This window comes from Micromonospora sp. NPDC049903, from assembly GCF_044460945.1.
GTDB lineage: Bacteria > Actinomycetota > Actinomycetes > Mycobacteriales > Micromonosporaceae > Micromonospora.
This window is the reverse complement of the sequence record NZ_JBITKL010000028.1, coordinates 53,438-67,729: the sequence shown is the minus strand read 5'-3', so window position 1 is coordinate 67,729 and position 14,292 is coordinate 53,438. Positions and strand designations below refer to the sequence as shown.

Genomic DNA, 14,292 nt, shown 5'->3' with positions numbered 1-14,292 from the left:
GATCACCCACCCCACAACCAGCCCACCCACCACCACCAACCCCACAGTCAAGACCCCCCGACCAGCCCAAACAGGATGGAACTACTTCCATGAAGGTGCTTGGGACGGCGCTGACGTTGGTCATCGGATTCCCGCTCGGCATGCGCAACATCCACAGTGGTGTGAGGATCGAGCTATCGCCTCTGTCCGGTCTGGGCCGGTCGGACATGTCTCCAGGAGGTTCCGTGCCGCCGATGCTGAACCTCGTCGCCGGCTGGCTCTGCCTCATCTTCGGTGTGCTGTTCACGGCGCGTGCGGTGAACCTCCTGCGCACCGAGGGCCGGCAGAGTCGGCCGACGTCCCGGACGGGGCACCTGACCGTGTACGAGTTGCTGTGGCAGGGCGTGGCAGTGACTCTGCTCGGGATCGGCAACCTGCTCGGCGGCCGGTGGGCGTACCTGGCCGGGGCAGCGGTCGTGGTGATCATCGTGATCGGCGTACGGGTCTTCGTGCGCCGGCTCCGCTGAGCAACTGACCCTACCGACCTCAGCGGTCCGCGTCTCATGTTGGCAGTGTGGCTGTTCGCACCTCGGCGTGTCGGCCAGCCACGCTGCCACGATCAGGGAATCCTGTTGCGCTCCTGGCGCAGAGGGAACGCGGACGGGGTCCACAGGCGGGCTCGGCACCGGGCAGGATCAGGTTGTGGATGAGAAGACCGACGGGCAGTTACGTGTCATTCGCGAGGTCGTGGCGGTCCTGCGGGCAGCCGATATCGCAGCATGGTTGTTCGGGGGCTGGGGACTCGACGCGCGGATCGGTCGTATCACCCGCGAGCACGGCGACGTGGAGTTCTGGGTGGAGCGTATCCACGCCGACCGGTCGAAGGCGCTGCTCGTGGGAGCGGGCGCCACGGCGCTGGCGACCCAGCCGCCAGTGGAGTCGTGCGAGTTCACCTGGGACGGTGTCTCCTTCAGCACCGCCTACTTCGACCGGCGTCCAGACGGGTGGTTCCACCAGCCGTTGGGGCGGTTCTCGGACTGGATGTTCCCGCCAGGATCGTTCGACGACGAGCCGGTGACGCTCGACGGTACGCCGGTGCTGGCCATGAGTATCCCGGGCATGCTGGCCATGAAGGAGCAGTACCCGAACCTGCGCAACGGTCGGCCATGGCGGCAGAAGGACGTCGCCGACATCGGGGTACTCCGGCGGCTGCTGGCTTCCTCGGAGCCGGCCGGCGGTCCTCTCTGAGCCGGTCCGAGCAGCACAACGACCGTTCTTTGGGGGCGTCCGCTGGCTGTCTGTTCAGAGCATGAGGAACAGGATTGCCGGAGCCACCAGCAGAGCGATGATGCCGACCCGGACCGGTCGGAGCACACGGGGTAGGCAGGCTAGCGCGACGGCCGCGTAGCACGTGCCCCAGATCGATGCGTAGACCGCGACTGGCGGCAAGCCGGACGGGTCGATGGTCTGCTGGTAGAGGCTGAGGGCGAAGCCTCCGGCGGCCAGTCCGCCGATCGTGACCGTCGGGGCCACCCAGGCCGGTCCGGTCAGCGCCAGCAGCACCCAGCTCACCACCACGATCGTCGGCAGCCCGAGGATCAGGGAGAGATACAGCAGACCGAGGGAGTCCTCGGCGGGCTGGTCCTGCTCATTCAGCGCTCGCCAGGTCGCGCCGATCGTGGTGCCGAACACCGCGCCGAGGAGCGCTGCGTTCGCTACCCGCCAGGCCGAAGAGGTGGGCATGGGAGAACCTGCCAGAGGGGAGCGCCGCTGCTGAGGTCGGACCGGCTGATCCTGACAGCGGCTCGGATGTCGTTCCCCGGTCATCGTAGGGTGCGGACCGGGAGGTGGGTTGTCCCCGCGTGCGTCAGGATGCCGACCGCGCTGCCGACCAGCAGGCCACCCACCGTCGTCCACTCCGAGCCGATGACCGTCTCCAGCAGGGCGTCGAGACCGAGACCGGCCGCGACGCCTGTCGCCAGGCCGGCGGCAAGGGCCCACCAGCGGTGGCGTACCCCCTCCGCGTGCTGGTGGAGGATGGGCGACAGCGTGGCCAGGAGGATGAGCGTCGGCGGGTGGTAGGGGATCAGCAGCACCAGGGCGACACCGATGATCGCCCCGACGGCCAGGGCCGACAGGCCGAAGGCGACCGCCTGGTGCAGGTCGACCGGCTCGGGGTGGACGTCCGGAGAGCGTCGCCAGAACCGCCGCCAGTTGTCGGCGGGAGACCGCCCGGGTGCGGCCCGGGCGGTCTCCGTCGTCGGTGGCGGTTCGTTCACGCGTTCTGTCGTCGGTGGCCGTGGGCTCACAGGTTCTGTAGCGCCTGGTGCAGGCGGCGGGCCTCGGTGACCAGTCGGCTGGATCCACCTCGGGCGGCCACCTCGGCGAGGCCGGGCACGTCGAGGCGTACCCCGGTGGTGGTGGCGGTCTCGGTGGCCAGGGTCAGCATGTCGATGGTGCCGCGTGGCGCGGTCCGTGCGGTCAGCAGTGCGGGCAGCGTGGCGGCCAGCAGTCGCCACACGGTCAGCGGTGCGCCGGCCCGGGCGGCGTCGCGGAGTGGCTCGACGACCCGCGACAGTTTGACCCGTTCCCCGGTGACCAGCGCGCCGAGTGCCGTGCCGGTGCCCGTCGCGTCGAACTGGTCGGCGGCGGCGAGCGTGAGCAGGGCGTCCAGGGTGGCGACGCGGTCGGGGGCGTGTCGGGCCCCGAGGCCGTACGCCATCGCCAGGTCGAGGGCGATCCCGCCGGGGCCGGTGGTCTCGGCGAGCAGTGGCAGCACTGCCGTGCCGTCGCGTTGGTCCAGGTCGGCGGTGTTCGCGACGAGGGGGAGGACGGAGGCGGCGACGACGCCCCGGTGGCCGGGCAGCAGCGAGGGCCACAGGTTCACCCAGCCGGTGTGCTCCACACCGATCGAGGTCGCGTGCAGGGTGAGCAGCCCGTCGGGGTCGGCGTGACCGTCGGGCGGGCTCAGCTCGACCAGCAACCGCTCCGGCGGCATGTACGGGTGGTCGAAGTTGTACTGGCCCTTGCGCTTGCGGCGCAGGGTGCTCTGCCGCATCACCGGCTGCGGCAGTCCGCCGTCGCGCAACCAGGCCGCGAGGCGGTCACCGGCCGGGCTGCCCAGCGCCGCCGCCTTGCCGGCGACCGCCTCGTCGGCGTCGGTCGGCAACCGCAGCAACGCCTGGGTCAGGTCCCAGTGCCCGGGTGTACGCGCACCCAGCGCGGCGAGCCGTTCCACCAGGACCATCGGGTCGAGGACGCCGTTGGCGGACGTGGGCAGGGCCAGCAGTCCCGTGTCGCCCCGGTCGGTGACGTGTGCCCCGATCTCGACGAGCCGGGCGCGCAGCAGCCGGTGCACCGGGGGCACCCGGGGGTTCGTGCCGACCAACTCGGGTTCCGACGGCTCGCTCCGACGCAACGCGGCGAGCAGCCCCTGCCACCGGGACCGGGGCTGGGTGGGCTGCTCGACTCCGGCGCTGGTGAACACGTCGACGAGCACCTGGCAGAGGCAGAGCGGATCGTACTGGTGCTCGTTCGCCCACGACCAGTGTCGGCGTTCGATCACCGGGTCGAGGGCGGCGCGTACCCGGACGGCGTCGGTGGCGGTGAGCCGGACCAGTCCGTCCAGGATCCGGTCCAGCGACGCGCCGTCGTAGCTGGTGCCGAGCAGCGCGGCGACCTCCTCGGCCAGCTCGTCGACGTCGGTGATCGGCGCGGGGGCCGGGGCGGGTGGCGTCGGGGCGGGCAGGTCGTCGCCGCGCGGGCCGGTGACCGTCGGGCCGAGGTCGGGTGACACCGGCGCGACGCCGTGGCGGGCGGCCAGAGCGGTGGCGCGGTCGCGCAGCTCGACGGCGGGATGGTCGACGCCGAGCGCGATCACCTCGGCGATCTCGGTGACCCGGTCGGGATGCTGGCGGGCCAGCTTGTCGAGCCAGGTGAGCTGGGTGCGGGCCAGCGCCTTGTCGGGCCGGGTGAGCACCTGGCGGGAGGCGTCGAGGATCGACTCCAGCTCCAGGTCGGGCACCTGACGCAGCGCCTTCTGCGCCATGGTGGCCACCGGTGCGGGCGCGTCGGTGAGCAGGCGCAGGTGGTCGGTGGCGCGGGCGGCGACCTCGGCGGTGCTCAGCGAGAGCAGACCGAGCAGGGTGGTGAAGGCGCGCAGCGCGGTCGGTCGGTCACCGCGCAGCAGGCGGCCGAGCGCGCCGTCGACGAGTGCCGCCCGGTCGACCGCCCCTTCGGCGGCGAGCTGGGTCAGCGCGGTCAGCAGGGCGTGCCGCTTCGGCTCGTCCCAGCTCTTCCAGTGCACGTCGAACATCATCTGGGTGCCGATGCCGTCCACCTCGAACAGCCGGGGCAGCATTGCCGGCAGGAAGGGGTCGTCGCGTAGGCGGTCCGCCACCGGAGTCGGGGCACCTCGGCGGCCCCGGTCCGGGAACTGCACGGCGGTCAGCCACTGTTGCACCGAGCGGTCGTCGGTGGGCGGTGGTGCCCCCTGCGCCTGCAACAACGCGGCGACGAACTGCCACCGGTCTACCCAGGACCGTTCGCTGAACCGCGCTGCCACCCGGTAGGCCAGGTCACCGAGCCAGGTGACACCACGGTCCTCGGCGACGGCGAGGACCAGTCTGGCGGCACGGGTGCCGTCCACCGGCACCGAGGCGCGCCCGAGGATCGCGGCGGCCTGGGCGGCGGTCGGCAGGCAACCGACGACGGCGACCGCGAGCGCGGTGCCCGGCCCCGAGGTCCACCAGGTCTCCCTGTCCCGCTTCTTGAACCAGGCGGTCAGCTCCACGCCGATCTCCCGGCGGCGCGGCTCGGGCAGCCCGGCCAGCGCCTCCGCGACCTGCTCGGCGGAACCGTTGCCGACCAGGTCGAACAGGTCGCTGGAGCCCCCCTCCGCCAGTTCCCGCCGCCGTCGCGGCATGCTCTTGATGATGTCGACCTGTGTAGGACGCCTCACACCTGCTCCTCGACCCGGTTGGTGACCATCATGCGGGCGGCCAGGGCGTGCCGGCACGGCCCCCGTTGCCCCCGGTGCTTGGCCCACCAGGGACAGGTGCAGGTGAGCGCGCCGTCGGGCAGCAGCCGGACCCGGTAGACCTGGTCGCCGCTGCGGATGGTGGCCGACGCCCCGTCCACCTGCACCGCGCCGGCGTCGAGCTGCACCGCCCCGGCGTCGAGCAGGGCCCGCGCGCCGACCAACCGGGGGTTGTCGCGTTCGGCCCGGCCCGCGTCGTAGGGCATGACCCGGTGGAAGTACGCCGCCTCGGAGACGTCGTACCCGACGCGGCCGGCGGTGCCGAGCTGTGCCAGCGCGCCCCGGACCCGGTCGGCGTCGATGCCCGCCTCACCGGCCAGCCGGTCCACGTCGACGGTCGGGTCCCAGGAGAGCAGCGCGGAGACCAGCTCGGCGTCGTCGACCACGTCGTCACCGGCGAGCGCGGTCAGCGCCGCGCCCTCGCCGGAGAAGCCACGGTAGGGCTCGGGGGAGAGGGTCAACGACAGCCGCAGCGCCCCGGTGTCCAACTCCCACACGCTGGGCAGCGGCGCGGAACCGGCCTGCACCGTCGGGCCGTACACGCGGAGGGTCTTCGCGAAGCGCAGCATCGGGTGCAGCGCGACCAACCGGCTCGGCCCGGCCAGGCAGACCGCCCCGGGGACCGGACGCGAGGTCAACCGCAGCGACCGGCCGGCGGGCACCACCCACAGCACCGAGCGGCTGCCGCCCTTCGGCAGCCGCCGCAGGAACGTGGTCGCCTCGGCCGCCGACAGCTCCGCGCGGGGCTCGAAGCGGGCGGCGAGCACCTGGACCTCGGCGAAGCCGCGCAGCCACCGCTTCGGCAGCGGGACCTTCTTCTCGACCACCTCGCCGTCCATCGTCGACACGGTCAGGTCGTCGGGGCCGACCGACATGTGCAACGGGTCCAGCCCGCCGACCCGGGACAGCGCCTCCCGCAGCGGCGTGTTGACGTCCACGTTGGTGGTGCCGTGCTCGACCACGTCACCGTCGAGGCCCTCGGGCAGCGCGTCGAGGCGCGCGTACACGCCGCAGCAGCCGGAGAAGGACTCGAAGCGCAGCCGGTCGCGGCTGCCGGTGACCACCGGGTCGAGGCTGGCCGGGTCGACCGGCCGGTGGTAGCGGGTGCGGGCCACCTCGGCCACCGCCAGCAGGCCGACCGCCGCCGCCTGCGGAGTGGTCAGGAAACCGCGGAAGAAACGGGGGTTCGGGGTGGGCCCACCGCTGGTCTGGAGGGCGAGCGCGCCGCCGCCGAGCGCGGAGGGGGCGAGATACCGGTACGTCTGCACTGCGTTCACGCCGTCGGACGGTAGAGCACGCCTGCGACACGGATCGGTGCGCACCGGTTTCGTCACCGGTGACCGGTACCGTCCGCCCATGTACACGACCGAGATCACCGTGCACGTGCGGGCACCCCGCTCGGCGGTCTACCGGGCCCTGCTCGACCCCGACGCGGTCGCGGTGTGGCGGGCACCGGAGGGCATGACCGGCCAGGTGCACCACTTCGAGGCCCGCGAGGGCGGTGCGTTCCGGGTGTCGTTGACCTACGACGCGCCCGACGCCACGGGCAAGACGGCGGCGCACACCGACACCTACCACGGCCACTTCCGCCGGTTGGTGCCGGACGAGCTGGTGGTCGAGGTGCTGGAGTTCGAGACCGACGATCCCGCCCTGCGCGGTGTCATGACGATGACCACCACGCTCAGCGACGCCGACGGCGGCACCAGCGTGCACGTCGTGCACGAGGGCGTGCCGGACGCCGTCCCCGCCGCCGACAACGAGACCGGCACCCGGATGTCGCTGGCGAACCTCGCCCGCCTCGTCGAGACGGGCGAGGCGCACCGATAGCCGCAGCGGGAGCGGGCCGCGCCGCAGCAGCGCGCGGAGCGGAGCCCGGCGACCCCGCAGGACGGCCGGAGGGCAACCGGCCGCCGTGCGGCGCGGCCGCCGACCGGCCCGGCGGTCAGTGGACCGCGACGGCCAGCGGCTTCTCGTCGGGCTCCGGAGCGTCGAGCTGGGCCGGTCGCACCACGAGGTGCAGCACGACCAGCGCCGACGCCATGCCACCGGCCACCACCACGGCCATCGCCACCGCACCGTTGCCGAGCACCCCGACCATCGGCGCGGCCACCGCACCGACGCCGAACTGCACCGCGCCGAGCAGCGCGGAGGCGGTGCCGGCGGCCTCGCCGTGCCGGGTCAACGCCACGGCCGGGGCGTTCGGCAGTGCCAGGCCGGCGGCGGCGAGCACCACCCACAGCGCCGCGAGCAGCGCCGGCAGGCCACCGAGCCCGGTCACGGCGAGGCCGAGCAGCAGCAGACCGGCGACGGTGCCGACCAGCAGGGCGCCGGCCAGGATCCGTTGCGGCGGGTAGCGCCGCAGCAGGCGTACGTTGGCCTGGGTGGCCGCGATCAGACCGATCGCGCCCGCGCCGAAGGCGAACCCGAACTGCTGCTCGTCGAGGCCGTACTGCTCCTGCAGGACGAACGAGGAGCCGCTGACGTAGGCGAAGATCGACGACATCGCCAGCCCGGCCACGAGCACCAGCCCGACGTAGGGCCGGTCGCGCAGCAGCGAGCGGTAGAGACGCGCGGTGGGGATGACGCCGCCGCGCTGGCGGCGGGCCGGCGGCAGCGTCTCCCGCAGACCGAAGACGGCGACCAGCATCAGCAGGACGCCGAAGACGGCGAGCGCGGCGAACACGCCCTGCCACCGGGTCCAGCGCAGCAGTTCGCTGCCGAGAGTCGGCGCGAGCACCGGTGCGGCCCCCATCACCAGCAGCAGGCGGGACAGCACCTGCGCGAAGGCCCTACCGCTGAACAGGTCGCGGACCACGGCCATGGCGATCACGGCGGCGGCTGCGGCGCCCAGGCCCTGGACGACCCGCAGCGCGCCGAGCACGGCGACGTTCGGGGCGAGCGCGCAGAGCACCGAGGCGACGATGTGCAGCGCGGTGCCGGCGATCAGCGGCTTGCGCCGACCGACGGCGTCGGATAGCGGGCCGATCAGCAGTTGGCCCAGGGCGAGCCCGACCAGCGTGCCGGTGAGGGTCAACTGGACCGCCGCCGAGCTGGTGGCGAGGTCCTCGGCGATGGCCGGCAGCGCCGGAAGGTACATGTCGATGGTGAGCGGCCCCACCGCGATCAGGGAGCCGAGGACGAGGATGAGCCGTACGCGTTGCCGGGGGCTCATCAGGTCGCCCGGCATCAGCGCGCCCGGCGGCGGGGCGCTCATCGGAGGATCTCCGGCCGGTCCGGACGCTGAGCAGGCAGTGGTGCGACGGTCATATCTGGCTCCAACCCGCAACCGGCGAGCTGATTCCCGGTCGACGTATTGGTAACGCAGCTCACAGCCGGTCGGGCGCGGGTCACCACCCGGTCGTCGGAGGGCGGGCGGACCGTCGGGTCGACGGCCCGCCCGACCGTCAGGACGACCCGATCAGCGACCGGTGGACCTGCTGTTGGGAACCCTGCACGAAGAGGTGCACCTGACCGCCGTACAGGGTGGTGCCGGGCGCCGAGACCAGGTCGACCGGGCCGGTCGCCGTCGACCATCCCGACCAGGTGCCGGTGTTCAGCGTGTAGGCGACGGTGCGGACCGTGCCGCTGTCGGCGTCGCCGACGTACAGGCGCAGGTCACCGCCGTACACCTGGGCGGCCGGGCCCGACGGAGCACCCGCCGAGCCGGGCACCGTGGACCAGCTCGTCCAGGTGTCGGTGGACAGGTCGTACCGGACGGTGCGGAGGTTGCCGGCCGGGCCACGGACGAACACCCACAGCCAGCCCCCGTAGACCGCGGTGGCCGGGGCGGAGGTCGCGCCCTGCAGACCCGCCGGCGTCGACCAGGCCGACCAGGTGTCGGTGGAGAGGTCGTACCGGGTGGTGCGCAGGACGCCCACCGACCCCCGGACGAACAGGTGCAGGTAGCCGCCGTACACCGCGACGGCCGGCTCCGACGTGACGGCGCCCGACCCGGGCACCGTCGACCAGGCCGACCAGCTCGCGGTCGTCAGCGAGTACCGGGAGGTCCGGATGGTGCCCGCCGGTCCCCGGACGAAGAGGTGCAGGTCACCGCCGTAGAGGATGACCGCCGGTGCGGAGGCCGCCCGGGCCGGACCCGGCACGGTCCGCCAGCCCGACCAGGCGTCGGTCTCCAGGGAGTACCGGTTGTGCACCACGCTGTCGCCGGGGCCCTCGGCGACCAGGTGCACCTCCCCGCCGTAGACGGTGGCCGCCGGTCGGGACAGCACCGGGGTGGTGCCGGGCACGGTCGTCCAGCCCGGGGGTGACGACGGCTGTGCCGGGGCGGCGCCGGCCGGTGCGGCGGACAGCACCGTGCCGACGAGTGTGAGGGCGAGCAGGCGGCTGACCAGCCGCACGCGGCGCATCGATGACATGGCGGACTCCAAGGTGGACGGTGGCGGAAGCATACCGCCCTCAGGCGGCGCGGATGAGGTCTGCGGCGCGCCACGCCAGTGCCATCACCGGCGCGTTGAGATAGCCGCTGACCAGGGTCGGCAGCACCGAGGCGTCCACCACGCGCAGACCCGTCACACCCCGGACCCGCAGCTGCGGGTCCACCACGAAGTCGTCGCCGGGACCCATCGCGCAGGTGCCGACCGCGTGGTACCCGCAGTACCCGAGCGCCAGCCCCGCCTGGATGATCTCGTCGTCCTCGCGGACCGCCGGGCCGGGCAGCGTCTCCACCGAGATCCGCTTGGCGATCGGGCCGGTGGCGAAGAGTTCCCGGGCCCGCCGGAAGGCGTCGACCGCCACCCGCCGGTCGTGCGCCGCGTCGAAGTAGCCGGCGACGATCCGGGGCGGTGCCTCCGGGTCGGCGGAGGTGATGGCGAGGCTGCCCTCGCTCTCCGGCCGGGTCACCGTGACCTGCGCCATCAGCCCCGACTCGGCCTCCAGCTCCAACGCGCGTCCGGGCCGCCGGGGCGCCGCCGAGAAGGGCGCGACGAGCAACTGCGCGTCCGGGTGCTGGGCGGTGGGGGTGGAGCGGAGGTACGCGCCGACGTCATACACCGGCAGGGCTAGCGGGCCTCGCCGGGTCAGCAGGTAGCGCAGCAGCTCCCGGCCCTGCCCGAGCGGCCCGCTCAGGCGGGGGTTGTAGCCGACCCGGCCGGTCAGCCGGAACTGGATCGGGGTGGTCCGGTGCTCCCGCATCCCGGCGCCGACCCGGGGCCGGTCGAGCAGCACGTCGACCCCGGCCCGGCGCAGCGTGTCGGCCGGGCCGATCCCGGAGACCTGCAACAGGTGCGGGGTGGCGATCGCCCCGGCGGCGAGGACCACCTCCGCCCGGGCCCGGAAGTCGACCGGCTGCCCGCCCCGGTGCGCGCGCACCCCGACCGCGCGACCGTTCTCCACGAGGACCCGACGGACCACCGTGTTCACCGCGACGTGCAGGTTGGGTCGGTGCCGGACCGGGTGCAGGAAGGCGTCGGCGGCACTGCTGCGGCGACCGTCACGGATGGTGGCCATCAGGTAGCCGATCCGCTCGTCGTCACCGGCGTTCAGGTCGTCCGTCCGGCGCCAGCCGAGTTCCTCCCCGGCCGCGATGGTCTCCTCGCAGACCTCGTCGGTGCCGGTGGCGGTGGACAGTCGCAACGGCCCGCCGACACCACGGACGTCCGAGGCGCCCAGCGGGTTGTCCTCCAGCCGCTTGAAGATCGGCAGCATGGTATCCCAGCCCCAGCCGGGGTTGCCGAGGCGCTCCAACTCGTCGTAGTCGAGCCGGTCGCCACGGGCGTACACCATGCCGTTGATCGAGCTGGAGCCACCGACGAGGCGTCCGCGCTGCCAGACCTCGCGCCCGCCGGAGGGCACCTCGGCGGGGTAGTGCCACGCGGTGCGTCGGTCGTCCATCAGCTTGCTGAAGCCCTTGGGGATGCGGACCCACGGGCTGCCGTCCCAGCCGCCGGCCTCGATCACCAGCACCCGGACGCCGGGGTCCTCGGTCAGGCGGTTGGCCAGCACGCAGCCGGCCGAACCCGCGCCGACCACCACGTAGTCGTACTCCGTCATGGGGAATCCTCCGGTTCGGCGGCCCGGCAGCGGACTTACCGTATTGCCTCGGTCACGCAAAGGGAAGAAGTCGCCGATACGTACGCGATTTCCGTACGCAGAGTGATCATGTGTCGTGGTGAAACCACCGTCGTGGGCCAGGCGTCATGAGGCTGTACGGACCGACACCCGGACCGGTCGGACGGGCTCGGGGCGGTAGCCGGAAGGTGGGAGGCCATGATGGTGACGGTGACGGGTAGGTGGCTCGCCGGTACGGGCCTGGTGGCGCTGGTCGCCGCAGCGGTGGGGGTGTACGGGGTGGCGTCGGCGTCCGAGAGTGCGCCACCGGCGGTCGCGCCGCTGTCGATGGCCGCGCCGGTCGTCGCGGCGACGCCCCAGCCGACGCCGAAGCCGACGGTGGAGCCGGTACTCTCCGGCACGCGCCGGGTCACGATCGTCCGGGTCGGCGCGTTCGAGTCCGGGCTGTCGTTGCTCGACGGCGGGCGGCTGGCCGAGGTGGACGACGACCAGGGGCGGCAGGTGTTCGTGCCGACCCCGCTGGGTGGGCAGGAGTTCCTGATCAAGTCGTACTACGGCGGCGGCACCGGGCGGTCGGTCTGCTGGCAGGCGCACAACCCGGGCAACTCCCGACCGCTGGTGGTACGGGGTGCCACCTGCCGGGCCGGTGATCCGCTCCAGCGGTTCGTCGTCACCAGGGCGCAGGGCGGCGGCGCCCGTGAGTTCGTCATCAGCAACAGTTGGGCCTACCTGCGGACCACCGCGCGCAACGGGCTGATCCTGGAGGAGTTGGGCGACGCGTCGCCGTTCGACAGCTTCCGGTTCAACGACACCGGGCCCGCCCCTCGGCAGGGCTGACGTTCGGCGGGGATGCGGCATGACCAGGAGCGACCGGAACGGCTGGAGACCGTGATCGATGCGCGACGCTGACGAGTTCGACGCCTTCTACGCCGCGTCGGCCCAGCGGGTGCTGGGCCACCTCTACGCCATGATCGGCCGTCGGGCCGAGGCGGAGGACGCGGTGGCGGAGGCGTACGCCCGGGCCTGGGACCGGTGGGCGACCGTCCGCGAGTGCGACAGTCCGGAGGCGTGGGTGCGCAGCGTCGCGTACCGGGTGGCGGTGAGCGCCTGGCGCAAGGCGGTCAACCGGCTCACCGCCCACCGGCGGCAGGCCGCCGAGGAACACGTCGAGGCCAGCTCGGTCGACCACGTCGCGATCGTGGCCGCGCTGCGCCGCATCCCCGCAGACCAGCGCCGGGTGGTGGTCCTGCACCATCTGGTGGGCCTCAGCGTGGCGGAGATCGCCACCGAGGCAGGCACCAACGTGAACACCGTCAAGACGCGGCTCGCCCGGGGGCGACGCGCCCTCGCCGCCCACCTGGGCGACGACGAGCACCAGGTCACCAGCGGGGGGAGGGGACATGAGCGCTGACCGCGAACTGGACGACGCCCTGCGCGGGTTGGCCCGGCACGGCGGGCAGGGCCGGGTCCACGCCGCCGCCGAGATCCGGCGACGGGGGGACACCCGCCGTCGCCGTCGACACGTCGCGACCGTCACGGTCGGAGTCCTCCTGGTCGCCGCGCTCGGTGCCGGCACCGCCGCCATCCGCCTCGCCGGGCCGCAGCACACCATCCCGGTCGGACCGGCCGGACCGACCCCGGTCCCGGCCACCGACCCGCCCGAGGTCACGCCGGGTCCCCACAGCGTCGTTCCCCCCACCGGCTCGTCGAGTCCGTCCACCGCGTCGTCCCGCCCCGGCCCGGACGGCACCCGACCGTCCGTCACGGACCCCTCCAGCCCCGCCTCGGGCACCTCCGGTTCCCCCTCGGCGGGCGCCGGCGGGGTGCTGTCCGGGCAGCGCCAGGCCACCGTTGTCCGGGTCGACGGGATCGGCGGGGTGTCGCTGCGCGACGAGGGTGGTCTCGGCGAGGTCGACGGGGACGAGGGCGACCAACTGTTCGTCTTCGTGCCGCAGGGCGGCGACACCTATCTGGTCCGGGTCGCCGGTGCGGGCGACACCTGCTGGGAGTCGCGCTCCTCGGGCAGTGCCGCGCTGCGGGTGGTGGGCGCCGCCTGTGACCCGGACGCGCCGAGGCAGCGGTTCTCGATCGTGCGGGACGGCGAGCGGGGCGGCGCGCCCGCGTACGCGATCAGCAACCTGTCCGCGTTCCTCCAGCACTCGCCGACCCGGGGGCTGATCCTCGAGGAGCTCGGCGACGCGACGCTGACCACCTATTTCCGGTTGGTCGACAACGGGGCCGCGCCGAGCTGACGAGACGACGCCCGAGCGGGCGCACCGGGTGCTGATCGGGCAAGGCGGGGCGTCAAACGGGCAGTCGTTCTGCGCGGTAAAGGGGTTATGCCCTTTATGCGCTGCCCGTTCGGGCTGGCTTACGGGCAACAAACCCACCAGAATCACCCGCATGTGACCGGAGTCACCTGACCGTCCACGGTGGTACAAAAAGACACACACCGACGGGAGGTGCACAGTGGACGCGAATCAGCGCCGCCACCACATCCTCGCCGTCGCGCGCCGGCAGGGCGACGTGGACGTCCGCCACCTCGCCGCCGAGCTGAGCGTCGCGCCGGAGACCATCCGTCGCGACCTGAGCCTGCTGGCGCAGCAGGGTCTGGTCCGCCGGACACACGGCGGCGCCTACCCGATGGAGACCGCCCGCTTCGAGACGACCCTGGAGACCCGGGCCACCCGGATGGTCGTGGAGAAGCGGCGGATCGCCACCGCAGCTGTGGAACATCTCGGCGACGCCGAGTCGATCTTCATCGACGAGGGCTACACCCCGCAGCTCATCGCCGAGGCGCTGCCCACCCACCGGCAACTGACCGTGGTGACCGCCTCGCTGCACACCGCGGCGACGCTGGCCGCGTACCCGTCGGTCACGGTGTTGTTGCTCGGCGGCCGGGTGCGCGGACGCACGCTGGCCACCGTCGACCACTGGGCCACCCGGATGCTCGCCGGCTTCGTCATCGACCTGGCCTACGTCGGAGCCAACGGCATCTCCCGCAAGCACGGGCTGACGACACCGGACCCGGCCGTGGCCGCCGTGAAGGCCCAGGTCATGTCGGTGGCCCGGCGGGTGGTGTTCGCCGGGGTGCACACCAAGTTCGGCGGGCACAGCTTCTGCCGGTTCGCCGACGTGGCGGACCTCGACACCGTCGTCACGGACACCGCGCTGCCGGCCTCCGAGGCGCACCGCTACTCGCTGCTCGGCCCGGTGGTGCTGCGCGTCTGAGCGCCCCGGCCGATCGT

Annotated in this window: 14 protein-coding genes; 7 read left to right on the top strand and 7 right to left on the bottom strand. The window is 73.2% G+C overall.

What is annotated here, in order from left to right; all coding sequences use genetic code 11:
• Window positions 1–224 precede the first annotated feature (224 nt).
• Both ACIBO1_RS28080 and ACIBO1_RS28075 read left to right on the top strand, forming a co-directional pair.
• The gene (locus tag ACIBO1_RS28080; protein ID WP_396751625.1) at window positions 225–506 is read left to right on the top strand and encodes a hypothetical protein; all 282 of its coding nucleotides are present in this window, start codon (window positions 225–227) and stop codon (window positions 504–506) included.
• Between the two features lie 175 nt (window positions 507–681).
• Complete coding sequence (locus ACIBO1_RS28075; protein ID WP_396751623.1) at window positions 682–1,227, top strand: nucleotidyltransferase domain-containing protein; 546 nt, start codon at window positions 682–684, stop codon at window positions 1,225–1,227.
• A 54-nt stretch (window positions 1,228–1,281) separates the two neighbouring features.
• On the opposite strand, the gene ACIBO1_RS28070 is transcribed toward ACIBO1_RS28075, so the two are convergent.
• The 4 genes from ACIBO1_RS28070 to ACIBO1_RS28055 form a co-directional block, all read right to left on the bottom strand.
• Window positions 1,282–1,722, bottom strand: coding sequence for a hypothetical protein (locus tag ACIBO1_RS28070; protein ID WP_396751621.1), 441 nt, complete (start codon window positions 1,720–1,722; stop codon window positions 1,282–1,284).
• Window positions 1,723–1,802: 80 nt separating this feature from the next.
• Entirely contained in the window at window positions 1,803–2,258 is a 456-nt protein-coding gene (locus ACIBO1_RS28065) for a hypothetical protein (RefSeq protein WP_396751619.1), read from the bottom strand.
• Between the two features lie 26 nt (window positions 2,259–2,284).
• Window positions 2,285–4,939 carry a DUF6493 family protein gene (locus ACIBO1_RS28060; RefSeq protein ID WP_396751617.1) on the bottom strand — a complete coding sequence of 885 codons (2,655 nt, stop codon included), beginning with the start codon at window positions 4,937–4,939 and terminating at the stop codon, window positions 2,285–2,287.
• Entirely contained in the window at window positions 4,936–6,294 is a 1,359-nt protein-coding gene (locus ACIBO1_RS28055) for an SWIM zinc finger family protein (protein ID WP_396751615.1), read from the bottom strand. Before ACIBO1_RS28055 ends, ACIBO1_RS28060 begins: the two co-directional genes overlap by 4 nt.
• Window positions 6,295–6,373: 79 nt before the next feature.
• On the opposite strand from ACIBO1_RS28055, the gene ACIBO1_RS28050 reads away from it, so the two are divergent.
• On the top strand, window positions 6,374–6,844 hold the full coding sequence (locus ACIBO1_RS28050) for an SRPBCC family protein (RefSeq protein WP_396751613.1): 471 nt from the start codon (window positions 6,374–6,376) through the stop codon (window positions 6,842–6,844).
• A 115-nt stretch (window positions 6,845–6,959) separates the two neighbouring features.
• Here the strand turns inward: ACIBO1_RS28050 and ACIBO1_RS28045 are convergent, their stop codons facing one another.
• The 3 genes from ACIBO1_RS28045 to ACIBO1_RS28035 all read right to left on the bottom strand — a co-directional run bounded on the left by ACIBO1_RS28045 (window position 6,960) and on the right by ACIBO1_RS28035 (window position 11,026).
• Window positions 6,960–8,231, bottom strand: coding sequence for a multidrug effflux MFS transporter (locus tag ACIBO1_RS28045; RefSeq protein WP_396751611.1), 1,272 nt, complete (start codon window positions 8,229–8,231; stop codon window positions 6,960–6,962).
• Between the two features lie 190 nt (window positions 8,232–8,421).
• Complete coding sequence (locus ACIBO1_RS28040; RefSeq protein ID WP_396751609.1) at window positions 8,422–9,393, bottom strand: hypothetical protein; 972 nt, start codon at window positions 9,391–9,393, stop codon at window positions 8,422–8,424.
• A gap of 40 nt (window positions 9,394–9,433) precedes the next feature.
• Window positions 9,434–11,026, bottom strand: a complete 1,593-nt coding sequence (locus tag ACIBO1_RS28035) for a GMC family oxidoreductase (RefSeq protein ID WP_396751607.1) — start codon at window positions 11,024–11,026, stop codon at window positions 9,434–9,436.
• Window positions 11,027–11,242: 216 nt separating this feature from the next.
• Here ACIBO1_RS28035 and ACIBO1_RS28030 point away from each other — a divergent pair, with 216 nt between their 5' ends.
• From ACIBO1_RS28030 to ACIBO1_RS28015, 4 genes are all read left to right on the top strand, one after another.
• Window positions 11,243–11,881 carry a hypothetical protein gene (locus ACIBO1_RS28030; protein WP_396751605.1) on the top strand — a complete coding sequence of 213 codons (639 nt, stop codon included), beginning with the start codon at window positions 11,243–11,245 and terminating at the stop codon, window positions 11,879–11,881.
• Window positions 11,882–11,939: 58 nt separating this feature from the next.
• Window positions 11,940–12,455, top strand: a complete 516-nt coding sequence (locus ACIBO1_RS28025; protein ID WP_396751603.1) for a sigma-70 family RNA polymerase sigma factor — start codon at window positions 11,940–11,942, stop codon at window positions 12,453–12,455.
• Window positions 12,445–13,296: a hypothetical protein gene (locus tag ACIBO1_RS28020; protein WP_396751601.1), complete on the top strand. Its 852-nt coding sequence runs from the start codon at window positions 12,445–12,447 to the stop codon at window positions 13,294–13,296. Before ACIBO1_RS28025 ends, ACIBO1_RS28020 begins: the two co-directional genes overlap by 11 nt.
• Before the next feature lie 217 nt (window positions 13,297–13,513).
• The gene (locus ACIBO1_RS28015) at window positions 13,514–14,275 is read left to right on the top strand and encodes a DeoR/GlpR family DNA-binding transcription regulator (protein WP_350697838.1); all 762 of its coding nucleotides are present in this window, start codon (window positions 13,514–13,516) and stop codon (window positions 14,273–14,275) included.
• The last annotated feature ends 17 nt before the right edge of the window (window positions 14,276–14,292 follow it).

Excerpts from the sequence above, each read along its gene's own strand:
- ACIBO1_RS28070 (WP_396751621.1), bottom strand. The coding sequence starts at position 1,722 with ATGCCCACCTCTTCGGCCTGGCGGGTAGCGAACGCAGCGCTCCTCGGC.
- ACIBO1_RS28050 (WP_396751613.1), top strand. The coding sequence starts at position 6,374 with ATGTACACGACCGAGATCACCGTGCACGTGCGGGCACCCCGCTCGGCG.
- ACIBO1_RS28045 (WP_396751611.1), bottom strand. The coding sequence starts at position 8,231 with ATGAGCGCCCCGCCGCCGGGCGCGCTGATGCCGGGCGACCTGATGAGC.
- ACIBO1_RS28040 (WP_396751609.1), bottom strand. The coding sequence starts at position 9,393 with ATGTCATCGATGCGCCGCGTGCGGCTGGTCAGCCGCCTGCTCGCCCTC.
- ACIBO1_RS28035 (WP_396751607.1), bottom strand. The coding sequence starts at position 11,026 with ATGACGGAGTACGACTACGTGGTGGTCGGCGCGGGTTCGGCCGGCTGC.
- ACIBO1_RS28030 (WP_396751605.1), top strand. The coding sequence starts at position 11,243 with ATGATGGTGACGGTGACGGGTAGGTGGCTCGCCGGTACGGGCCTGGTG.
- ACIBO1_RS28025 (WP_396751603.1), top strand. The coding sequence starts at position 11,940 with ATGCGCGACGCTGACGAGTTCGACGCCTTCTACGCCGCGTCGGCCCAG.
- ACIBO1_RS28020 (WP_396751601.1), top strand. The coding sequence starts at position 12,445 with ATGAGCGCTGACCGCGAACTGGACGACGCCCTGCGCGGGTTGGCCCGG.